General features: G+C 38.5%; 20 protein-coding genes. 17 read left to right on the forward strand and 3 right to left on the reverse strand.

Annotated elements, in window-relative coordinates:
- The first annotated feature begins 143 nt into the window (after positions 1 to 143).
- The 5 genes from ACOMA7_RS06025 to ACOMA7_RS06045 all read left to right on the forward strand — a co-directional run bounded on the left by ACOMA7_RS06025 (position 144) and on the right by ACOMA7_RS06045 (position 3380).
- The gene (locus ACOMA7_RS06025) at positions 144 to 1094 is read left to right on the forward strand and encodes a Dyp-type peroxidase (protein ID WP_054605904.1); all 951 of its coding nucleotides are present in this window, start codon (positions 144 to 146) and stop codon (positions 1092 to 1094) included.
- A gap of 464 nt (positions 1095 to 1558) precedes the next feature.
- Complete coding sequence (gene rlmH / locus ACOMA7_RS06030) at positions 1559 to 2038, forward strand: 23S rRNA (pseudouridine(1915)-N(3))-methyltransferase RlmH (protein ID WP_421392632.1); 480 nt, start codon at positions 1559 to 1561, stop codon at positions 2036 to 2038.
- A gap of 146 nt (positions 2039 to 2184) precedes the next feature.
- Complete coding sequence (locus ACOMA7_RS06035; RefSeq protein WP_080719854.1) at positions 2185 to 2388, forward strand: helix-turn-helix transcriptional regulator; 204 nt, start codon at positions 2185 to 2187, stop codon at positions 2386 to 2388.
- A gap of 3 nt (positions 2389 to 2391) precedes the next feature.
- Positions 2392 to 2889, forward strand: a complete 498-nt coding sequence (locus ACOMA7_RS06040) for a DUF3278 domain-containing protein (RefSeq protein ID WP_421392634.1) — start codon at positions 2392 to 2394, stop codon at positions 2887 to 2889.
- Positions 2890 to 2900: 11 nt separating this feature from the next.
- Entirely contained in the window at positions 2901 to 3380 is a 480-nt protein-coding gene (locus ACOMA7_RS06045) for a DUF3278 domain-containing protein (protein ID WP_421392636.1), read from the forward strand.
- Positions 3381 to 3403: 23 nt separating this feature from the next.
- Here ACOMA7_RS06045 and ACOMA7_RS06050 read toward each other — a convergent pair whose 3' ends face one another.
- Positions 3404 to 4039 carry a YczE/YyaS/YitT family protein gene (locus ACOMA7_RS06050; RefSeq protein ID WP_301945849.1) on the reverse strand — a complete coding sequence of 212 codons (636 nt, stop codon included), beginning with the start codon at positions 4037 to 4039 and terminating at the stop codon, positions 3404 to 3406.
- 121 nt (positions 4040 to 4160) lie between these two features.
- On the opposite strand from ACOMA7_RS06050, the gene ACOMA7_RS06055 reads away from it, so the two are divergent.
- Positions 4161 to 4808, forward strand: a complete 648-nt coding sequence (locus tag ACOMA7_RS06055; protein ID WP_421392639.1) for a glycoside hydrolase family 70 protein — start codon at positions 4161 to 4163, stop codon at positions 4806 to 4808.
- Positions 4809 to 4853: 45 nt separating this feature from the next.
- Here the strand turns inward: ACOMA7_RS06055 and ACOMA7_RS06060 are convergent, their stop codons facing one another.
- Together ACOMA7_RS06060 and ACOMA7_RS06065 are read right to left on the reverse strand one after the other, a co-directional pair.
- The gene (locus tag ACOMA7_RS06060) at positions 4854 to 7397 is read right to left on the reverse strand and encodes a leucine-rich repeat domain-containing protein (RefSeq protein WP_421392641.1); all 2544 of its coding nucleotides are present in this window, start codon (positions 7395 to 7397) and stop codon (positions 4854 to 4856) included.
- A gap of 144 nt (positions 7398 to 7541) precedes the next feature.
- Positions 7542 to 9929: a leucine-rich repeat domain-containing protein gene (locus ACOMA7_RS06065; protein ID WP_421392644.1), complete on the reverse strand. Its 2388-nt coding sequence runs from the start codon at positions 9927 to 9929 to the stop codon at positions 7542 to 7544.
- A 238-nt stretch (positions 9930 to 10167) separates the two neighbouring features.
- Between ACOMA7_RS06065 and ACOMA7_RS06070 the strand changes: the two genes are divergently transcribed.
- The 11 genes from ACOMA7_RS06070 (at position 10168) to purN (ending at position 22418) form a co-directional block, all read left to right on the forward strand.
- Complete coding sequence (locus ACOMA7_RS06070; protein WP_421392646.1) at positions 10168 to 12690, forward strand: M1 family metallopeptidase; 2523 nt, start codon at positions 10168 to 10170, stop codon at positions 12688 to 12690.
- 136 nt (positions 12691 to 12826) lie between these two features.
- Positions 12827 to 13762 (forward strand): D-alanyl-D-alanine carboxypeptidase family protein, encoded by a 936-nt coding sequence (locus tag ACOMA7_RS06075; protein WP_421392649.1) that lies wholly within the window; start codon positions 12827 to 12829, stop codon positions 13760 to 13762.
- 164 nt (positions 13763 to 13926) lie between these two features.
- Positions 13927 to 14409, forward strand: coding sequence for a 5-(carboxyamino)imidazole ribonucleotide mutase (gene purE / locus ACOMA7_RS06080; RefSeq protein ID WP_421392652.1), 483 nt, complete (start codon positions 13927 to 13929; stop codon positions 14407 to 14409).
- A complete protein-coding gene (gene purK / locus ACOMA7_RS06085) occupies positions 14393 to 15514 on the forward strand; it encodes a 5-(carboxyamino)imidazole ribonucleotide synthase (protein WP_421392655.1) in 1122 nt (373 codons plus the stop codon). The genes purE and purK overlap by 17 nt, the downstream gene beginning before the upstream one ends.
- 11 nt (positions 15515 to 15525) lie before the next feature.
- Positions 15526 to 16233, forward strand: coding sequence for a phosphoribosylaminoimidazolesuccinocarboxamide synthase (purC, locus tag ACOMA7_RS06090; RefSeq protein ID WP_263505333.1), 708 nt, complete (start codon positions 15526 to 15528; stop codon positions 16231 to 16233).
- A gap of 13 nt (positions 16234 to 16246) precedes the next feature.
- On the forward strand, positions 16247 to 16501 hold the full coding sequence (gene purS, locus ACOMA7_RS06095) for a phosphoribosylformylglycinamidine synthase subunit PurS (protein WP_263505332.1): 255 nt from the start codon (positions 16247 to 16249) through the stop codon (positions 16499 to 16501).
- Positions 16498 to 17163 carry a phosphoribosylformylglycinamidine synthase subunit PurQ gene (purQ, locus tag ACOMA7_RS06100; RefSeq protein WP_421392659.1) on the forward strand — a complete coding sequence of 222 codons (666 nt, stop codon included), beginning with the start codon at positions 16498 to 16500 and terminating at the stop codon, positions 17161 to 17163. Before purS ends, purQ begins: the two co-directional genes overlap by 4 nt.
- A gap of 4 nt (positions 17164 to 17167) precedes the next feature.
- Positions 17168 to 19390, forward strand: coding sequence for a phosphoribosylformylglycinamidine synthase subunit PurL (gene purL / locus ACOMA7_RS06105; protein WP_421392662.1), 2223 nt, complete (start codon positions 17168 to 17170; stop codon positions 19388 to 19390).
- Positions 19366 to 20829: an amidophosphoribosyltransferase gene (gene purF, locus ACOMA7_RS06110; protein ID WP_421392665.1), complete on the forward strand. Its 1464-nt coding sequence runs from the start codon at positions 19366 to 19368 to the stop codon at positions 20827 to 20829. Before purL ends, purF begins: the two co-directional genes overlap by 25 nt.
- Positions 20822 to 21856 (forward strand): phosphoribosylformylglycinamidine cyclo-ligase, encoded by a 1035-nt coding sequence (gene purM, locus ACOMA7_RS06115; protein ID WP_421392668.1) that lies wholly within the window; start codon positions 20822 to 20824, stop codon positions 21854 to 21856. The genes purF and purM overlap by 8 nt, the downstream gene beginning before the upstream one ends.
- Positions 21828 to 22418 (forward strand): phosphoribosylglycinamide formyltransferase, encoded by a 591-nt coding sequence (gene purN, locus ACOMA7_RS06120; RefSeq protein WP_301945287.1) that lies wholly within the window; start codon positions 21828 to 21830, stop codon positions 22416 to 22418. Before purM ends, purN begins: the two co-directional genes overlap by 29 nt.

The following is a 22418-nucleotide window of genomic DNA, read 5'->3' on the forward strand; positions in this document are numbered from 1 at the left end:
GCTAAATAAAAACTTATGATAATATATGCTCACGATTTTAACAATTTTTTAAAAATTTTATCGTTCATGGTGGGGTAAAATGGGTTATAATAAGATTGATTATTAGTTTATAATCATTATAAATAACGAAAGAAGGTACTACCATGCCATTCGATCCTACTGACGCACAAGATGTATATAAAGATGCGGGAAAAAATGTACTATTTACAACCCTAACTATTAATAGAAGTAACGCTGACGATGACCGTGAGAAAGTCGCAGAGTTAGTATCTAGAGAACAAGCCATTTTACGCTCAATGAATATCAGATATCCAGAAGAACATTTAAAGGTCGCTTTTGGTTTTTCAAACTCCATTTGGGACTACTTATTCGCTGATGCTAAGAAACCACAAGAATTAGAAGACTTTAAACCAGTGAAGGGACCTAAATACACTTCACCAGCAACCCCAGCCGATTTATTTATCCACATTCGTGCTGATTCAGAAGCTGTTGTGTACGAAGTAGCCAGTCAAATCAGAAACTACTACCGAGACTTTGCTACCGTGGAAGATGAAACTAAGGGATTCAGATACTTCGAAGGACGTGCCATTATCGGTTTCGTTGATGGTACCGAAAACCCTGAAATTCAAAAGGCTTCAGGATACGCCATTATTGGGGATGAAGACCCTGACTTTGAAAATGGTTCATACGCATTCGCACAAAAATATATCCATAATATGGATGCTTGGAATGCACTAAAGACCGAAGACCAAGAAAAGGCAATCGGTAGAAAGAAATACTCCGACTTGGAACTAGAAGATGACGAAAAACTAGAAAACTCACACAACGTCGCATCTCAAGATAACGATGACGGTGTGGAACACAAGATTGTCAGAATGAATGTCCCATTCTCAGACCCTAGTTCAGGCAAGACAGGAACATACTTCATTGGCTATGCTAGACATTGGACAGTTACTAAACGCATGCTTGAAAACATGTTTGGCCAATCCGACCGCTTGCTAGATTTCTCTGATCCAGTGACCGGTAACATGTTCTTTATCCCTTCTATGACAACGTTAGATCAAATCGTGGAAGGCGAACTACCAACTAAATAACTACCAGCTATTTATGAGAGCGTTGATTAAATTCAACGCTTTTTTTATATAAAATTTTACGAACGATTACTTAATTTTGTATAATAATCTTTGTGAAATTTTAATCCAAAACTTTTCACAAAGAAAAAAACATACATTCGGTGTATAACTAGAAAAAAGAAAATTTTTTAGATCTATATATATGCCCGAAAAATCAACAATTATCGCTATTTTTTAGTTTTCCACCTCATGTGGATAACTATGTGGATAACATTGTGGAAAAGAAAGTTACACGGAAAATGCACTATTGTGAAACGCCTGTGTGACAGTATTTCTTGAGTGTTACACGGGTCAAAATGACATATGCACAGATGTGGATAACTCGTGAAAAACCTTGACAATCTGTGGACAATATTAGTAGTAGTTAACAACATTTCCACATACTAAATATAGTGGTTCAAAATTTCAAAAAGGAGATTTCACAAATGAATATTAAGCTAGTTGTGGTCGGAAAATTAAAAGAAAAATATTTTAAGGCCGGAATTGATGAGTATAGCAAGCGTTTATCACGTTTTTGTAAGTTTCGGATTATCGAAGTTCCAGATGAGAAAGCGCCTGAAACCCTTAGTGAATCAGAGATGCAAGACGTTATGGATAAGGAAGGAACTAGAATCTTAGACAAAATTGCCGACAAGGAATATGTATATGCATTAGCCATTCTTGGTAAAGAACGTGCATCCGAAGAATTCGCCAAAGAAATCGATAAGTTGGCCACATATGGTCATTCAGATATCACTTTTGTGATTGGTGGATCTCTTGGTTTATCACCAAAGGTATTGAAACGTGCTGACACCCAAATTTCCTTTGGTCGCTTTACCTTGCCGCATCAATTGATGCGCTTGGTACTAACTGAACAAATTTATCGTGCTTTCATGATTAATGAAGGTAGTCCATATCATAAATAAGATACGCAAAAAGACGCCAGAAATTGGCGTCTTTTTTATTTGAAATAATTACTTGTTTTTTAATCCTATGTAATATATAGTTTACATATGGAATATATATATTACCTAAATTAATATAAAAATCACATGATAATCAGAGGAGCAACATTTTGGAAAATCGTGTTAGAGAAATACGCACAAAGGAAAATGTGCAGCAAAAGGATCTGGCGAAGTCTGTTGGTATCTCCCGTCAAACGTTAAGTTTGATTGAAAAGGGAGAATACAATCCGAGCTTGAAGCTATGTTTTAACATTGCCAAAGCACTAAAAACAGATTTAAATACTTTATTTTGGAATGAAGGAGTGGAATAGCCGATGAAAGAATCATTGTTTATAAAACTAGTTAAATATTTTTATGGAATTGGCAAACCGTTTGATGAGTTTGCCAGGGACGTCATTAACGACGCTGGAAATAAAATCGCGATTTGGTTAATGATATACCTAGTAGTTTCTCCATATGCGTTGATGCTACTAACAAACTGGTACAGTCCTATGGATGTAATAAGTGGTGTGATTTTTGCTGATCTCATTGTTTTTATGATCGCAAACGCATATATGGGTAGAATAGTTAGCAAAAATAAATTGGAACGTTATGAATTTGATAGTGAAGAAGAACGAAAATTTTATGGTAAGAGATTTATTATCAGCAGATTTTTCACGTGGGAAATTGAAGTGGCAATTCTTTTTTATCCAATTTCGATTTGGCTTAGACATATGGGAATGGCCGAAAGTATTTTGCCAGCCTTTATTGGCTGTTTTATTGGTGCGTTGGTGTCAATTTATATGCAGTATTGTAATTGTTTTAAAAGATGAGGTGAATGAATATGAAGGAATCTTTATTTATAAAACTAGTTAAATATTTATATGGAATTAATAAGCCATTTGATGAATTCACCAAGAAGGTAATATATGAAGCAGCAAATAAGGTGGCATTTGGTCTTATTATTTTTCTTTTTGTTTCGTCTGGGGCATCTATTGGAATATTCAATTTCTATGCTACTCCCCTTGTTGCAATTGGTATGTTTTTTGCAGATGTAATAGCTGTTTTAATTGCATTAACATATATGGATATCGTCGTGAAACGATATGGCTTAGATGAATATGATTATGGTAACGAAAGTGAACGAAAAAAAGCTATCAGAAGTTACATCGTTAGAAATATAATTACATTACTACTTATAGTTATTTTAATTATTTATATAGACATATGTTTACACGGAAACAGCGGTATTATTGTTTTTATTGTATATGCAATATTATTTGTTATTTCAAGATATTTAGATTATCGTCGTAAATTTAAATAATAAAAAGGCTTAGAGCAATCGCTCTAAGCTTTTTTAGTCTTATCCACAATGTAATTAAATAGGTTAATCAATTGACCAACGAAAAGAACCGCTAAAACAGTTCCAATCCCAATTGAAGTAATGTGATGTAGGAATACTAATCCTAAAATGATTGTGATGACGATCATTGATGCATCGAAACAAAACTTCATTTGGCCAAAAGGTTTATGTAGTTTTTCACTGATGACGTTAACGAATCCATCTGCGGGAATTAAAACGAATGAGGCCTTTACCATCATAAAGATACCAAGTGCGGTACATAAAATGGCTAATAAGGTGACCGGAATTCTTTCTGCGTATCCGTTTAATGGGATGCGTTTCAAACCAACAGTTAAACCGTAGAAATCAACCAGCCAACCGAACACAAATGCTAGGACCAATTGTAGGACGATTTTTAATTCAAATCTTCTAACAATAATCAGTTGGATTAATACCAAGACGATGAAGAACATGGTCGTGGCATGACCCAGTGTGGTGTGAATAATAAATGACAATGTTTGTGGAACAGAGACTAATGAACTGACCCCAAGTTTTCCGCAAGCAAATAGTGTTGTACCAAGGGCTAAAACGTTTAGTCCAATTATGTACAAGATGATTCTAAACAACATTTTTGCTTTCAATATAAACATCTCCTAAAATAAAACAATATTAACTAATATTTCATGAATAAGATGAAGAGGCAAGAAAAAAGCTCTTTTGTGGTAAAATTAACATCATAATATGAAACTGGGAGTGCTTATAATGAAAAAAGGACAGCTGAGTTTCTTACGTAAAAAATTACTACTGTCGATTGCGACATGCGCGGTTGTAGTAGCGACTTTATTTGGAATTGGATTGATTCTATCTATTTCTAATTCCAGGGCGGAAACTTCAGGGATTGTAAAACCGGCGTATAATCCTAACAACGATTATGCTGCTAAAAATGCGTTTTACAAGATTGATAAACAAAACATCTCCACTGTAGATGGATATTTAACGTTTAACACCTGGTATCGACCAAAGATGATTCTAAGAAACGGTCAAAAGTGGGAAAAATCCACAGAACATGATCGTCGACCAATCTTGATGGCATGGTGGCCAAGCAAACGTTTAGAAACCCAATACATCAATTTTATGAACGAATATTTTGATTATGGTGATGATACATACGATATCACTAGTTCACAAAGTGATTTAAATGACGCGACTCAGGTTATTCAAAAAGAAATCGAAATGCGCATTACCCAAACTAAGAGTACTAAATGGTTAAAAGCAATTATTCAAGAATTTATTCAAGATCAATCTCAATATAGTTTGGTAAAACGTGACGAAAAGAGTAATAAGCTAGTCGACAGTCAACATAATCACTTTAAGATTGACGATGTTAAACGTCTAAATAAAATATTCTAAACAAAAAGACCTCGAAATGATTTCGAGGTCTTTTTTTATTATTGCTTATTTATTTTTACGACGTAGTACGAATGCAATCATGGTTGCGCTAATAGCTACTAGTACTGATCCTAATGCTACAAGAGCATTTTGATTTGTACTATCACCAGTTTGAGGTAATGACTTAGCGTTTTTATGTTCTGAAGAACTTGGAGTTTCAACCTTTTTAGCAGTTACCTGCTTAGATTGAACATTATCCGTCTTTGGAGTCCCATTGTTGTTTGAATGCTTTGGAGTTCTGCTCTTTGAGTGCTTTGGCGCAACTACAGCGGATTTTGATGGTGTAGTTGGAGTAGCTGAACTTTCATTAGTGCTTGATGATGAAGAAGATACAGATGAACTTGATGAAGCAGTTGATTGATTTGAGGCAGGGATGCTTTGAGCTGAACTGCTTGCTTCTTTAGTAGCACTTGAGCTTTGAGATTCACTAGAAGAGCTGCTTACTTCCTTAGCAACGCTTGAACTTTGAGGTTCACTAGAAGAACTGTTTGTTTCTTTAGCGGCGCTTGATCTTTGAGATTGACTAGAAGAACTGTTTGCTTCTTTAGCGGCGCTTGAGCTTTGAGTTTCACTAGAAGCTTTAGCAGCGCTTGAGGTTTGAGGTTCACTAGAAGAATTGTTTGCTTCTTTAGCAGCACTTGAACTTTGAGGTTCACTAGAAGAGCTGTTTGCTTCTTTAGCGGCACTTGATGAACTAGCTTGTTGGCTTGAAGCACTTGAACTTTGAGCAGCACTTGAAGTGCTTGAGCTAGCTGAACTTTGTGATTGGCTATCTGCGCTTGAAGCACTTTGTGAGTCACTTGAACTAGATGAAGCAGAACTTGAAACAGGAATAGTCTTGTATGTCACTGTTTTGACGATGTCTGTTGAATCATGATCAACAGTTCCGCTTACTTGAACTTCTGATGGATCTTCATATCCATTAATATTTGGACTGGTGAATGAGTAAGAAGTACCATCGACGTCCTTCCAATCATTGTTCCAAGTGATTTGTTGAGCAGTGTCATCTGGTTTGAAACCAGTTTCAGTGAAGCTGATTTTCTTAGTTTGTGGTGTGCTTATTTCCTTACCGTTTTGGTCAACGTATTTAACTGTTACATTAACATCTTTGCTTTGGGTAGTGTTTTCGCCCCAGTTAACTGTTAGGTTGTAAGCACCATAGAAGTATCCAGTGTAACCTTGACCCAAGGTTGATGTGAAACCGAATGTGTATTTAGTTGAGCCGGTACCGCTATTCAAATTAATGCCAGCCAAACCATTTGATGTTTGTTTACCATTATCGTTGTTGATGGTATATGCTTTACCATCATTACCAACAAGCTGATCTGTATTAACAAGTGTTCCATTTTCATTGTAGTTCACACCATTGTTTACATAATTGTTATCTACAATGATATTTTGCCCATTTGAATCAGGTGAGGCTAGAAGGCTATTATCTAATGAAATGTCGTTAATTGAGATTGGAAGCTTAATGGTTACTGGTTTGCCATCAGTTGTCTTCACGACATTAGCGGTTGCATTAATAATTTCTTGTTTCGCGTTTGAACTAGAGTCGAAGTTATATCCGCTCATCCATGAAATATCATTGATGTTGTTGTTGCTTACATAGAATTTAGTTAAATTAGGGAACTGAGCTTTTTTGTCTTTTAGTGAAGCAACATTGCTAATATGGTTTCCGTTTGCTGAGATGGTACTTAATTTGTGCCAGTTGGTATTAGCGAATGAGTTAATATCAGAAATGTTATTGTTGTCAGCATATAATTGATCTAGGTTTGGCCAGTTTGCGGATGAAATAGGTGAAATATCAGAAATTTGATTATTTTTTACGCTTAAAACCGTTAGATTAGGCCAATTAACATCTGCAATTGGAGAAATATCTGAAATATTATTAAAGTCAGCTTTTAATGTTGCTAATTGAAGCCATTTTTGACTTTTAACTGGTGTAAAATCACTAACTTTGTTGTGACTAATATTAATGTTTTCAACATTTGGAATAGAGATGTCTTTTAGGAAGTCTAGGCTACTAATATTGTTATTTGATAGGTCTAGGTTATTTAGTGATGAGTCAGACCATTGACCTAAAGTGCTAAGTTGATCACTGGTGATGTTAGCACCAGTTAAATTAATTGTATTTAGGTTCGTTAATTGAGCTAATGGTGAGAGATCCTTAACTGAACTCATATCTACATTACTAATACTGATGGAAGTTAGTGATGGAAAAATATCAGGGTTAATGTTATCTAATGTTTTAATGCTTTCTGAACCAGAAGCAGTGTAGTTAATTGATTGTAGGTTTGCTAAGTCACCATTTGTAATTTGATCTGCACTACCGTAATTTTTAAATTCGTTTTGATTTACGTTTTGCAACAAAATTTGTTGAATTTCTGGATCAAGCTTTTTAATATTTGATGTACTGCTGTTATCAACAGTACTGTCGGCATGGGCCACAAATTGAGCTGAACCAGAAGTTTGGTTAATGACGTTTGGAGTTTCAACGGCTCCAATAATCAGCGTAGAAAATAAAAGCGCTGTTTTAATAGATTTTTTCATGGGCAATCCCTCCGTTGCTTTGATTTCTTCTTTATATATAAAATGTTATATCTAGGTTTCTAATCTGTCTATAATCAAAATCTTAAAATTATGTAAAGAAAAAAGGCTTCGAATGAAATCGAAGTCTTTTTTTGATTGTATTAATTATTTGTTTTTACGACGTAGTGAGTACGCAGCAAGTCCTAATGCAGTAACAATTGCTACGGCACCAAGAGAAATTAATACATTTTGTTCAGTTTCGTCACCGGTTTGAGGTAACTTATTTTTATTTTCAGTATCAGGATGAGAAGTGTTGTTCTTGTGACCAGGAACAGCAGGATCTACATGCTTGATAGTAACTTCCTTGTTTGGCTTACCAGCATTGTTATGAGTTACTGGTTTAGTGGTTGTTGTAGTTGTAGTAGAAGAGCTCTTGTCTGAAGTAGGGGTACCGGCATTGTTACCGTTCTTGCTTACTGCAGAAGATTGAGCACTTGAACTTTCAACGCTAGAACTTTGTGTTGGAGTGCTTGCATTGTTGCTGTGTTCATCTGTTACAGAGGATTGAGCACTAGAGCTTTGAGCTTCAGAGCTTTGAGCAGAAGATTGAGCGCTAGAACTTTGAGCTTCAGAACTTGAAGCGGAGGATTGAGCGCTAGAGCTTTGAGCTTCAGAACTTTGAGCAGAAGATTGGGCACTAGAACTTTGAGCTTCAGAGCTTTGAGCAGAAGATTGGGCGCTAGAACTTTGAGCTTCAGAACTTGAAGCAGAAGATTGGGCACTAGAACTTTGAGCTTCAGAGCTTTGAGCAGAAGATTGGGCGCTAGAACTTTGAGCTTCAGAACTTGAAGCAGAAGATTGGGCACTAGAACTTTGAGCTTCAGAACTTGAAGCAGAAGATTGGGCACTAGAGCTTTGAGCTTCAGAGCTTTGAGCAGAAGATTGGGCACTAGAACTTTGAGCTTCAGAGCTTTGAGCAGAAGATTGGGCACTAGAACTTTGAGCTTCAGAACTTGAAGCAGAGGATTGAGCACTAGAACTGTTAGCTTGTGAACTTGCAGAAGATTGAGCGCTTGATGCACTAGATGATGCATTGCTTGTTGTATCGTCTGACTTGTAGTTTAAGGCAACATTGTAAATACCAGTGTAGTAAGGTTGTTCTGAATTTTGTCCTAGTGTACTTCTGAAGGCAAGGGTAGCCATGGTAGGAAGATCTCCGCCGTTGTATTTGTAAGCTAGGTAACTGATACCGTTAGATGAGTAACCATCTGGAGAGCTGTATACATTTCCATCTGTACCGTACGCAGTGAATCCAACAGATTGTAAAGTAATCACAAGTTGATTTCTGTTAGTATCTGCAGTTGCGTATTCAGGAGAGGTATTAATGTCATCAAGGTTAATTGGGATCTTAATAACGTCACCAACTTTTGGCTTGTTAAGGGTATAAGTTTCGTTAACGGCTTGATTTAAAGCAGAGCCTCCACCAATTTGGTATCCAGCCATGAATGAAAGATCTGATAGCTGGTTATTATCCACCATGAATGTTTGCAAGTTAGGGTAAAGTGTTGATAGTCCCTTCATTGCAGAGATATCTTTAATGTGGTTTCCGTTAACGGAAATTTGATTTAATTGTTTCCAGTTGGTGTGAGCAAAACTATTGATGTCAGAAATTTCGTTATTATCGGCTGTGATTTGTATGATGTTTGGGAAGTCAGCGCTTGAGATAACGTTGATATCCTTGATGTGGTTGTTTGAAACGTTAATTTCTTGAATGTTATCCCATTTAACCTTTGCAATTGAGCTGATATCAGAGATGTTGTTGAAAGAAGCATCAAGGCTTTGTAAGTTAGGCCAAGTGATGCTTGCAATTGGTGAAATATCGGAGATTTGGTTATGAGAAGCACTTAGAGTTTTTAGTTGTTCCCAATCTTTACCCGCAAGTGGGCTAAAGTCACTGATTTTGTTGGAATCAACAATAATACTTTGGATGTTTGGAATGTCAATGTGTTTCATAAAATCAATGCTATCGATTTGGTTGTTTGACAAATTGATACTAGTTAATTTGGTATTGTTCCATCCATCCAAATTGTTAATCATTTGACTGTTAATATTTGAAGATTGAACAGAAAGAGATGTCAAATTAGGTAGATTTTTTAATGGTGAAAAGTTAATTTGAGGATCGAACTTAACATTGTTTAACTTAACGGTTGTTAGGTTAGTAAGGTTTTCGATACCTGTTAATGATGCAATTGGAGTTTGCTCATTACTTCCATCTAATGTTGTTAGTTTATTGATATCACTTTGGGTTACATCATTGATGCTTTTTACAGCACCATATGAATTTCTTACGTATCTATTGACAGATTGTACAATAATGTCCTGTAATGTCTTATCAGGAAACATAGTAGAAGCATCAAAATGATCTTGAGTTTCCGCAGCATAAGCGATTACATTATCATTTGGATTAAAGTTTTTGTTAGCGATGCTTGTTACTTCTAAAGCACCGAAAGTCAATGTAGAAAGAATAATAGCTTTTTTTGCTAATTTTTTCATTGAATTCACTTCCTAATAATTAGTATAGACAAACTATATATTTATTCTATGCAATTTTTTATAAATATAAGTTTAAATTTTTTCAAAATATATAAAGCTTTTATAAAGAAGATTACATAAATATTAAAGTGTGCATAAAAGCGTTTTAACTACTACAATATATATGTGGCATTTTATTTTTAGATAGCGTACAATTAAAAAATAATGAGAAAATGATGATAAAGAAGGAGTGTTATTGATGGCTGAATTAGTTAGATTATTTAATCGATTTCAACCTGACCACTACGACATCTATTTAGATGTTAGCCGTAGTGAAAAGAAATTTAGTGGAAAGACCACAATTTACGGTAATGCAAGTGAACCAGAAATCGGTATTCACGAAAAAGACTTTGATGTTACTAGCGTTTCAGTAGATGGAACCCCCGTTGGATTTAACGTTGATAATGACAACGAAGTAATTAACGTATCTTTAGGTAAGACCGGTGAAGTGGCTGTAACTATTGAATACTCCGCCAAGTTAACTGATACTATGATGGGAATTTATCCATCTTATTACCAAGTTAATGGTGAACAAAAACAATTAGTAGGAACTCAATTTGAAACCAACTTTGCTAGACAAGCATTCCCATGTATTGATGAACCAGAAGCAAAAGCTAAATTTAAACTAGCACTTAAGTTTGACGAACAACCTGGTGAAACTGCTTTAGCAAACATGCCAGAAGTAAAAGTTGAAAATGGTGTTCATTATTTCGACGAAACTGTTAAAATGTCTACTTACTTAGTTGCATTTGCCTTTGGTGACATGCAAAGTAAGATGACTGAAACTAAGAGTGGTGTAAAAGTCGGTGTCTTCGGTACTAAAGCCCACGACGCCAAAGAACTAGATTTTGCCTTAGATATTGCTAAGCGCTCAATCGAATTTTTCGAAGACTTCTACCAAACTCCATACCCACTTCCACATTCATGGCAATTAGCGCTACCTGACTTCTCAGCAGGTGCGATGGAAAACTGGGGACTAGTAACTTATCGTGAAGCATACCTATTACTAGATCCTGACAACACTTCATTTGAAGTAAAACAACGTGTTGCAACAGTTATTGCCCATGAATTAGCTCACCAATGGTTCGGTGACTTAGTAACCATGAGATGGTGGGATGACCTATGGTTGAACGAAAGTTTTGCCAACATGATGGAATACGTTGCAATCGATGCAATCGAACCTTCATGGAACATTTGGGAAGTATTCCAAACTACTGATGTTCCAGCAGCACTAAAACGTGATGCCGTTGACGGTGTTCAATCAGTTCACGTTGAAGTTCATCACCCAGCTGAAATTGATGCTTTATTTGATGGAGCTATCGTTTACGCCAAGGGTGCCAGAATGTTAGTAATGGTTCGTGCCTTAATCGGTGACGACGCACTTCGTGAAGGACTAAAGAACTACTTTGCTGCTCACAAGTACGGTAACGCCGCTGGGGCTGACTTATGGGATGCACTTGGTAAGGCTGCCGGTATGGATCTAGGCAAGATTATGGAATCATGGCTAGAACAACCTGGTTACCCAGTTGTGAACGCATATGTTGAAGACAACCGCTTGAAGTTAGCTCAAAAGCAATTCTTCACCGGTGAAGGTAAGGATGAGGGCCGCCGTTGGCAAATTCCTTTAAACGCAAACTATGACCAAGCACCTGACATCTTCAGTGAAGAAACTGTTGATTTAGGTGACTACCAAGAATTACGCAAACTAAATGGCAAACCATTTAGAGTAAATGTTGGTAACAACTCACACTTTATCGTTAAATACGATGACACATTACAAGAAGATATCTTAAACGATGCAGATAACCTATCTCCAATCGATAAGATGCAACTACTACAAGACCTTCGTTTACTAGCTGAAGCAAAACAAGTGTCATACGCTGACGTTGTTCCGGTATTAAAACAATTTGCTGATAGTGAATCTAATGTGATTAACGACTCCGTTTACACACTAGCCAACAACTTGAAGAAGTTCGTGGAACCAGGAACTGAAGACGAAGACAACTTGAAGAGCCTATTCAGACAACTAAGCGACAAGCAACTAGAACGTCTAGGACTAGTAAGTGTCGATGGCGAAAGCAACAACGATAAGTTGACTCGTCCATACATCTTAGGTGCTGCACTATACGATGATAACAAGGATTTCGCCGAAGCTGCTCACGCAATCTTCCAAGATCACCAATCAAACTTGTTATCATTACCTGCTGATACCCGTGTATACATCTTAGCTAATGAAATGAAGAACTATTCAAACGCTGAAGAATTCGATTCATTGGTTGAAGAATACAAACAATCAACTGACCCAAGTTACAAGCAAGATATCTGCGCTGCGGTAACTTTAACAAAGGATGCTAAGTTACTAGGTAAGTTAGTTGCTAACTTTGAAGACAGTAGCGTTGTAAAACCTCAAGACTTACGTGCTTGGTTCTCAGGTGTATTGAGAAACCCAGCCGGTCAACAATTCGCATGGGACTGGATCAGAAACGAATGGCAATGGCTAGAAGATACTGTTGGTGGTGACATGGAATTCGCCACATTTATCACAGTTATCGCAAACATCTTCCATACCAGAACTCGTCTAGATGAATTCAAAGCATTTTTTGAACCAAAACTAGACACTCCAGGTTTAACCCGTGAAATCAAGATGGATACTAGAGCAATCACAAGTACCGTTGAATTGGTTGAATCAGAAAAAGACGCTGTTAGATCAGCAATTAAATAACAATAAAGAAAAGAGACCTAATTATTAGGCCTCTTTTTTAATATTCATAATATAAATGTAATAATTTGTAAACTAAAATCCCGCCAAAACGTTGTAATATATAGCTATTGATTTCGTTAAGGGGGATAAAATTTAAATGAGCAAAATTAAAAACATGATGGTAGCTTTTCTAGCTATCTTTATGCTTGGATCATCATTTGTTGCTGTGAGTGTAAGTGCCGATGCCAACAGTAATTACACCAAATCCATGGATAAGTACAACAAGACAAGCAGTGCTACTTATGTCATGAACATGGATACTAACCAGGTTTATTACCAAAAAAATGCCACATCCAAACGTGCCGTTGCTTCGACTGCTAAGATTATGACATTATACTTAGCGATTCAAAAGGCGCAAACTACCAAAAATGGATGGAACCAAAAGGTTAAAATCTCACCTAGTTTAGCAAGAATGAGTAGACATCATTCTCTAGGTAGTTACGTATTAAAGGCTAACAAGAAATACACCGTAAGAAACCTATACAAAGCTTCGTTGATTGCATCATCTAACAGTGCAACCATCGCGCTTGGTCAATGGGTATCTGGAACTAACAACAAGTTCATCAAGAAGATGAACAGCCAAGTGAAGGCATGGGGCATTGCTTCTCAAGCACGTTTCGTTTCTTCATCTGGTTTGGAAAATGCCGACTTATATCCATACTACATTCGTTATGGTTCACGTTACGACTATAACCGCGTCTCCGCAAAGGCCTTAGCCGTAATTGCATCACATCTATTGAAACTATATCCATCGATTGTAAATGACGCCAAAATCTATCGTTACCACCAAAATGGTCAAACATTAAAGAACGCCAATGAATTATTGGCTGGTGGGTTAAGATATGATGCAGCGTTACACGTTGATGGTCTAAAGACTGGATACACTCCATTGGCAGGTAACTGTCTGGTAAGTACTAGTCAATTACCGAACAAGAACCGTGTGATTATCGTGTCATTGAACGACAGATTTAACGCCTACGATCAATATCGTATGTACAAAATGATTTACAAGACATTTCCTGAATTTAAATAGTTAAAAATGGCCAACTTTTGCTAAGTTGGTCTTTTTTTGTGCAAATATTCGTGTTTTTCACGAACTATAATATATTATTTTTAAATATTGTTCGCTTTTTAGTTGACGAATGTTAAATCGATTGTTATGATGAATTTAACCATTTAGAGGGGAGACTTTAAAAAATGGATGTAGCAGTTGTAATGGGTTCTATCTCTGACTTCCCTAAAATACAGGGAACTATTGATACTTTAGATAGTTTAGGAATTAGTTATAACACTAAAATAATCTCAGCTCATCGGATGCCAAACGAATTACAGGCTTTTGGCAGTTCAGCAAAATACGAACAATATAAGGTGATTATTGCTGCGGCGGGTGGTGCAGCACATTTGCCAGGGATGTTAGCGGCAAATACAACCTTACCGGTCATCGGAATTCCGGTTAAGACCAGCACCTTAAATGGAGTCGATTCACTACTATCAATCGTTCAAATGCCTTCAGGAGTACCAGTTGCGACCGTCGCGATTGGTGATGCTGGAGCAAAGAACGCTGCATTGTTAGCAGCTCAGATTCTAGCAATCAGCGATGAAAAAATCGCCCAAAACCTAGATGACTTCCGTGAAAGACAAACAAAGGAGGCAATTGATAGTAATGAACAATTACACTAAGCCAATTTTGCCACCAGCTACCATCGGCATCTTAGGTGGTGGTCAACTAGGTCAGATGATGGCGTTAGTTGCTAAAGAAATGGGCTACAAGGTTGGGGTCTTAGATCCAACCCCTGATGCTCCAGCAGCACAAGTTACTGATTTTCAAATTATCGCTGACTACGATGACGAATTAGCCATGAAACGGTTAGCTGAAAAATCAGATGTTTTAACTTACGAGTTTGAAAACGTCGACCAAAAAGCAATTAAAAAGGTTTCGGATACTACATATATCCCGCAGCCAATTAGTGAACTAGAAATCACTAGCAACCGAAACAAGGAAAAGGGCTTTTTACAAAGCATTGGAGCACCTGTTACTGACTACTCGCCAGTAAATAACGCCGATGATTTATTAAAGGCGTACCAAAAATTTTCTACTCCTGCGATTTTAAAAACCGCTGAGGGTGGCTATGATGGCCACGGTCAATTCGATATAAATAACGAAGACGACCTAAAGGAAGCCATTAAACACTTGGACGGCATTGAGTGGATCTACGAAAGAAAGCAACCTTTTGTACAGGAAGTTTCCATAATGGTAGACCGAGATGTTTCCGGCAAGGTGATTGTCTTCCCACTTAGCGAAAATATTCATAAGGATCACATCTTACACACTAGTATCGTGCCAGCAAGAACTGTCGACAGCGTTCATAAGGATGCTGAAAAGATTGCTGAAAACATCGCTTCAGAAATGAAACTAGTCGGTGTCTTAGGAATCGAATTCTTCCTAATGGAAGATGGCAGATTACTTGTTAACGAGCTAGCACCAAGACCACATAATTCGGGCCACTACACCATTGAGGCCTGCAACGTTTCTCAATTTAAAGCACATATTTTAAGTATTTGTAATCTATCCTTACCAGATATCAAGTTAATTGATAACGCCGTTATGGTGAACCTATTGGGTGACAATTTAACACTCGGTCGAAACGAGTTGTTTAATCATCCAAACTGGAATTTACATGATTATGGTAAGGCTGAAATTAAGCATCAAAGAAAAATGGGTCACATCACCGTGACCGGTTCATCAATCGATCAATTATTGCAAGACGTTAAATTATTTAGATGAGGAGAATTAAAATGACTACATTAGTTGCATCAGGTAAGACTAAGGAACTATACACCACCGATGACTCAAGTGTATTGCGTGTGCACTACACAGACCACACCACTGCGGGGGATGGTTTGCGTAATGAATTAATCGAAAACAAGGGTGCGGTTAACAACGAAATTTCAAGTATGATTTTCACATACCTAAACGAAAATGGCGTTGCTACGCACTTTATTGAACGTGTTAACGAAACAGATCAATTAAATAAAAAAGTTGAAATGATTCCGCTGGAAGTTGTAATTAGAAACTTTGCGGCCGGACATTTCCAAAAAAGATTCGGCACTGATTATCTTCAAACATTGAAAGAACCAGTTGTCGAATTTTTTTATAAAGACAATGATTTACACGATCCTATCGTTACTAAGTCTGATGCAATTGGTTTGGATTTAATCCAAGCAGACAAGTTAGCTCAATTAGAAGAAGACGGTCTAAAGGTGAACCAAATCCTAAAGAAATTATTCGACAAGATGAACGTTACATTAGTTGATTTCAAACTTGAATTTGGGATTAACGAAGACGGTGAAATCATCCTAGCTGATGAAATCTCACCTGATTCATGTCGTTTATTAGATAAAGACACTAATGAATCACTAGACAAGGATGTCTTTAGAAAAGAAGCCGGAGACATGATGCCAGGTTACCTAGAAATTCTAAATCGTTTACGAGCAGCCATTTAGGGAGGAAGAAAACATGTATTTAGCACAAATTTATGTCCATCACAAAGCATCAATTTTAGATCCTCAAGGTGATGCAGTATTGAACGCCTTACAACGTTTGGGTTACGACAAGGTCGACTCAATCAAACAAGGTAAGTACTTTGAAGTCAACATCAAAGCCAACAGCGAAGATGAAGCATCAAAGGTAGTTAACGACATTGCCAAAGATTTATTAGTGAACCACAACATGGAATCATACGAATTTGAACTAAAGGAAGTGGCGAAATGAAATTTGCAGTAATTAGTTTTCCCGGCTCCAACTGTGATATGGATATGTATTATGCAGTACGCGATTCACTAAATGAAGACGTTGACCTAGTTACTTCAGATGCTACTAACTTAGATGGATACGATGGTGTCCTAATCCCCGGTGGTTTCTCATACGGTGATTACCTAAGAAGTGGTGCTGTTGCCCGTTTTGCACCGGTTATGGAATCAGTTAAGGAAATGGCCGCTGAAGGCAAACCAGTATTGGGTGTATGCAATGGTTTCCAAATCCTAACGGAAGCTAACCTGCTACCGGGTTCACTTCAACACAACACCAGCATGGAATTCATTTCAGATTGGTCCAAGCTACGCGTGCAAAATAACGACACAATGTTTACCGACCAATACGAAGAATCAGAAGTCATAGATATTCCAATCGCTCACGGTGAAGGTAACTACTACTGTGACGACGAAACTTTAGCCCAATTAAAGGATAACAATCAAATCGTCTTCACTTACGAAGATAATCCCAACGGTAGTTGCGACAACATCGCCGGTGTCGTGAACGAGCAAGGGAATGTTTTAGGGATGATGCCTCATCCAGAACGTGCCGTTGAAAGCATTTTAGGTGGAACCGACGGCTTGAAGCTATTCAAGTCATTATTAAATCACGTTAGGAGCTAACAAGATGGAAAAGCCAAAGACAATTACACCCCAAGATATTAAAGATCAAAAGATTTACCAAGACTGGGGTCTAACTGATTTTGAATATAACTTAATCTCAAATGACATTTTGCACCGCTTACCTAACTACACCGAAACCGGTTTGTACTCAGGAATGTGGAGCGAACACTGTTCATACAAGAACTCAAAGCCAGTGCTTAGAAAGTTCTGGTCAGATGGTTCTCGTGTCCTACAAGGACCTGGTGAAGGTGCCGGGGTTCTAGACATCGGTGATGGCCAAGCGGTCGTATTTAAAGCCGAAAGTCATAACCATCCAAGTTACGTTGAACCATACGAAGGTGCAGCTACCGGTGTCGGTGGAATCATCAGAGACATCTTCTCAATGGGAGCCAAACCAGTGGCTTCACTTGATAGCCTTCGTTTTGGTGAACTAACTAATGACAAGAATCGTTTCCTATTAGACAAGGTCGTTGCCGGAATCGCTGGTTACGGTAACTGTATCGGGGTTCCAACAGTCGGTGGTGAAATTAGTTTTGACCCATGCTACGACGGGAACCCATTGGTCAACGTTATGTGTGTCGGTTTGATGGATCAAGCAGACATCGAAGCCGGACGTGCTTCAGGTGCCGGTAACTCAATCATCTACGTCGGTGCCAAGACCGGACGTGATGGAATAAACGGTGCTACTTTCGCATCAAGTCAATTCAGTACCGAAGAAGAATCAGACCGTTCAGCCGTTCAAGTTGGTGATCCGTTCATGGAAAAACTACTTGTTGACGCCTGTCTAGAAGTGACTCATAACCACAAGGACATCCTAGTCGGAATTCAAGACATGGGTGCCGCTGGATTAGTATCATCATCAGCTGAAATGGCCGACAAGGCTAACAGTGGGGTCGACTTAGACTTAGACCTAGTTCCACAAAGAGAAATTGGCATGACTCCATATGAAATCATGCTTTCAGAATCTCAAGAAAGAATGTTGCTATGTGTTAAGGCTGGCCACGAAGACGAAGTCCTAGAAGTATTTGAAAAACACCATCTAGACGCTGTCGTAATTGGTCACGTTAACGACGACAAACAATACCGTTTATACCAACACGGTGAACTTGTTTGTAACATTCCAACTTCAAGTTTGGTTAACGATGTTCCTGAATACCAACACGATGTTGTTGAACCTGACCGTTTGAAAAACGTCGACGAAGCTAAAACACCCGTTATCAGCGATGTTAACGACATGGTAAAGACAATTATCGGACAACCTACCATTGCTTCTAAAGAATCTGTTTATCGCCAATACGACTGCCGTGTTCAAGCTAACACCGTTGTTCAACCTGGTAGTGACTCAGGAGTAATTCGTGTGCGTGGTACTAACAAATCACTTGCCATGACTACTGATGCCAACGGTCGATACATTTACCTAGATCCAAAACTAGGTGGCCAAATTGCCGTATCAGAAGCTGCAAGAAACATCGTCGCAAGCGGTGCGGTGCCAATCGGAATTACCGACTGTTTGAACTTCGGTAACCCTGACGATTCAGAAAGTTACTTCGAAATGGATCAATCAGTTGAAGGGATTTCAAAGGCCTGCGAAAAATTCGATACACCGGTAATCGCCGGAAACGTTTCGCTATACAACGAAACAGACAACAAGGCGATTTATCCAACTCCAATGATTGGGATGGTTGGTCTAATCGAAGATAACCAATACATTACCCGATCAGATATCAAGGAAGTTGGCGAATTGGTTTACGTTATCGGAGACACTAATGATGACTTTGCCGGTTCAGAAATTCAAAAACACCTAGAAGGACAAATCTCAGGAAAAATCCACTTTGACCTAGAAGAAGAATTTAGCAACCAACGCTTAATCCTAGATTTAATTCACAACCACCTAATCGAATCAGCTCATGATGTTAGTGAAGGTGGAATTGTCGTTTCCATCCTTGAATCACTATTCGAACATAATCTTGGTTTGAAGGGTGAAATCGATATTACTAAAGCACAACTATTCTCAGAAACTCAATCAAGATACGTTGTATCAGTTAGCCAAGAAGATCAAGCAGCCTTCGAAAAACTAGCTGGTAAGAAAGCACACTTGATTGGTGTTACTGACGACAGCCAACAAATCAACTTACAACTACAAGATGGTCAATACGTTGATGACGTGACTGCTCTAAAAACCATCTGGAAGGAAAGTTTATCATGCCAAATGAAGTCAAAAGCTTAAACGATGAATGTGGTGTCTTTGGTGTCTGGGGCGTTGAAGGTCCAGCTGCTAAGGTCGCTTACAGTGGTCTCCACGCTTTACAACATCGTGGTCAAGAAGGTGCTGGAATTCTTGCCATTGATGCCAACAAACGACTAAACCGATATCGCGGACAAGGTTTACTTGGAGCCATTTTTGATGACCCGCATGCCTTTGATCGACTACATGGGAATGCAGCACTAGGTCACATTCGTTACGCAACAGCTGGAAGCCACACCATCAACAATGTGCAACCATTTATGTTTGAAAACACCGAAACTCATTTCGCACTATCACACAACGGAAACCTAACTAATGCCGACACTCTAAAAGAAATGCTTAGAAAGACTGGAACCATCTTCCAATCCGATTCTGATAGTGAAATTTTCGGTGACTTAATCGAAATCAGTAACCAAGACACCTTCCTAGGTCGTATCAAGGAAGCCGCCAACCAAATGCACGGTGGTTTTGCCTACGTATTACTTAGTCCTGACGCAATGTATGCGGTATGTGATCCCAACGGATTACGTCCATTGGTAATCGGTAGAAGAAAAGACGGTGCCGTGGTTATTTGTAGTGAAACCTGTGCCTTGGATCAAGTCCAAGCTGAATATGTTAGGGATGTTCAACCAGGAGAAGTTGTCATTGTCGATGACTCCGGTATCAAGATTGACCACTTCACCGAAGATACTGAACTAACCATCTGTTCAATGGAATACGTCTACTTCGCTCGTCCCGACTCAGTCATTCATGGGGTTTCAGTCCATGAAGCTAGAAAACGCATGGGTGCTTTGGTCGCTCGTGAAAATCCAACTAAGGCGGACGTCGTAATCGGGGTGCCTAACTCATCACTATCTGCAGCAATGGGATATGCGATTGAAAGTGGCATTCCTTATGAAATGGGCTTGATCAAGAATCAATACGTTGCCAGAACATTTATCGAACCAACTCAAGAACGACGTGAACGTGGGGTTTCAATGAAACTTTCCGTGGTTAAATCAGTCATTAAGGACAAGGATGTCATCCTAGTTGATGACTCAATCGTCCGTGGAACCACCAGTCGTTTTATCGTCAAAATGCTAAAGGATGCTGGTGCTAAATCAGTCCACGTTAGAATTGCTTCACCTGATTTGAAGTACCCATGTTTTTACGGAATTGATATTCAAAAACCAAGTGAACTAATTGGTGCTAACCACAGTGTTGAAGAAATCAAGGACATCATCGAAGCGGACTCATTGAAGTACCTAAGTGTTGAAGGTTTAATCGAAGCAATTGACTTAGATTGTGACAACCAATACCACGGTCTATGTACAGCATACTTCGATGGTAAGTATCCAACACCTTTGTATGACTACCAAGAAACATACGATGCAGAAGCAAAGAGATTACACATATACGAGGAGGATGAAGTGAATGGCTAACCAATATAAAGAAGCTGGTGTCGATGTTGAAAGCGGCGAAAAAGCGGTAAATTCAATCAAAGATATGGTCGCTTCTACTTATGACCAAAGCGTAGTCGACGGTCTGGGTGGATTCGGCGCAATGTATTCACTTCAATCTCATTTTGCAAAATACGATGATCCGGTTCTAATTTCTGGAACCGATGGTGTCGGAACTAAATTGATGTTGGCCATTCAGGCTAAACGTCATACCACAATCGGAATCGACTTAGTTGCAATGTGTGCCAATGACATCCTAGCGCAAGGAGCTAAACCGTTATTCTTTTTAGACTACATCGGAATCGGTAAGTTGCTTCCAGAAGAAGTAAAAGAAATCGTTTCAGGTGTTGTGATGGGATGTAAGCAAGCTGGTCTTTCATTAATTGGTGGTGAAATGGCTGAAATGCCTGGCATCTACAAGCAAGACGACTACGACTTAAGTGGTTTTGCGGTTGGAATTGCCGACAAAAAACGTTTACTAGGGGCACAAAACGTTAAGGAGGGTGACAAACTAATTGGTTTGAAATCATCCGGAATTCATTCCAACGGGTACTCACTAGTTCGTAAGATTATCAAGGATGCTGAACTTGATTTAAACGCCACATACCAAGGATTATCACAACCATTGATTGACGAACTACTAACCCCAACACGTTTGTATTACCACTACGTTAAGGGCATCGTCGAATCTGGTGCGATTCATGCGATTGCCAACATCACCGGTGGTGGAATTGCCGATAACCTATCAAGGGTAATTCCAAACGACTTAACCGCTAAGATTGACCGTTCATCATGGACGGTACCAAACATTTTCAAGTGCCTACAAGACTGGGGTAACTTGGATCAAAGCGACATGGATCTTGTGTTTAACCAGGGAATCGGCATGGTGTTAGTCGCTCCAGAAGAATACGTTCAAGCAGTGACAAATTACCTTTCCGATAATGGCCTAGAATATTTTGAGATTGGTAAGGTGGTAAAACGTGAGCAAGAAGCAGTTGAAATCAGATAAACTCCCCGTTGCAATTTTTGCATCTGGAAATGGAACTAACTTCGACGCGATTGCTGAAGCTGACCTACCAATTGATATCAAATTGTTGGTATGTGATCACCATGATGCGTTTGTGGTGCAACGAGCCGAAAAAAAGAACGTTGAAGTCTTGATTGCGGAACTGCATAAGGGTGAAAAAAGAGCGATTCGTGAGGGTCGCATTCTAGAAGAACTCAAGAAAAAAGGCGTCCAAGTCATTATCTTGGCCGGCTACATGAGAATTGTTGGGGAAACGTTACTGAACGCCTACCCCAACAAGATTATCAACATTCATCCAGCGCTCTTGCCGAGTTTTCCCGGCAAACAGGGCATCTTAGATGCCTACAACGCTGGAGTTGATAAGACGGGAGTCACAATTCACTTTGTAGATTCGGGAATCGACTCCGGTCAGATTATTGCTCAAGAGGTAGTTTATAGAAAAGAAGGTGATTCGTTAGCGGATTTGGAAAATCGAATTCATGATGTTGAACATCAGTTGTACCCACGCACGATTTTACAATTAATTGAAAAGGGAGTTATTTAA

The organism is Apilactobacillus intestinapis (genome assembly GCF_049166695.1).
Classification (GTDB): domain Bacteria; phylum Bacillota; class Bacilli; order Lactobacillales; family Lactobacillaceae; genus Apilactobacillus; species Apilactobacillus kunkeei_C.

Coding starts and splice junctions, on each gene's coding strand:
- purE (WP_421392652.1), top strand. CDS start 13,927: ATGGATGTAGCAGTTGTAATGGGTTCTATCTCTGACTTCCCTAAAATA.
- ACOMA7_RS06060 (WP_421392641.1), bottom strand. CDS start 7,397: ATGAAAAAATCTATTAAAACAGCGCTTTTATTTTCTACGCTGATTATT.
- ACOMA7_RS06075 (WP_421392649.1), top strand. CDS start 12,827: ATGAGCAAAATTAAAAACATGATGGTAGCTTTTCTAGCTATCTTTATG.
- purQ (WP_421392659.1), top strand. CDS start 16,498: ATGAAATTTGCAGTAATTAGTTTTCCCGGCTCCAACTGTGATATGGAT.
- ACOMA7_RS06045 (WP_421392636.1), top strand. CDS start 2,901: ATGAAGGAATCTTTATTTATAAAACTAGTTAAATATTTATATGGAATT.
- purK (WP_421392655.1), top strand. CDS start 14,393: ATGAACAATTACACTAAGCCAATTTTGCCACCAGCTACCATCGGCATC.
- ACOMA7_RS06025 (WP_054605904.1), top strand. CDS start 144: ATGCCATTCGATCCTACTGACGCACAAGATGTATATAAAGATGCGGGA.
- rlmH (WP_421392632.1), top strand. CDS start 1,559: ATGAATATTAAGCTAGTTGTGGTCGGAAAATTAAAAGAAAAATATTTT.
- purC (WP_263505333.1), top strand. CDS start 15,526: ATGACTACATTAGTTGCATCAGGTAAGACTAAGGAACTATACACCACC.
- purF (WP_421392665.1), top strand. CDS start 19,366: ATGCCAAATGAAGTCAAAAGCTTAAACGATGAATGTGGTGTCTTTGGT.
- ACOMA7_RS06070 (WP_421392646.1), top strand. CDS start 10,168: ATGGCTGAATTAGTTAGATTATTTAATCGATTTCAACCTGACCACTAC.
- ACOMA7_RS06040 (WP_421392634.1), top strand. CDS start 2,392: ATGAAAGAATCATTGTTTATAAAACTAGTTAAATATTTTTATGGAATT.
- purM (WP_421392668.1), top strand. CDS start 20,822: ATGGCTAACCAATATAAAGAAGCTGGTGTCGATGTTGAAAGCGGCGAA.
- purL (WP_421392662.1), top strand. CDS start 17,168: ATGGAAAAGCCAAAGACAATTACACCCCAAGATATTAAAGATCAAAAG.
- purS (WP_263505332.1), top strand. CDS start 16,247: ATGTATTTAGCACAAATTTATGTCCATCACAAAGCATCAATTTTAGAT.
- ACOMA7_RS06055 (WP_421392639.1), top strand. CDS start 4,161: ATGAAAAAAGGACAGCTGAGTTTCTTACGTAAAAAATTACTACTGTCG.
- ACOMA7_RS06065 (WP_421392644.1), bottom strand. CDS start 9,929: ATGAAAAAATTAGCAAAAAAAGCTATTATTCTTTCTACATTGACTTTC.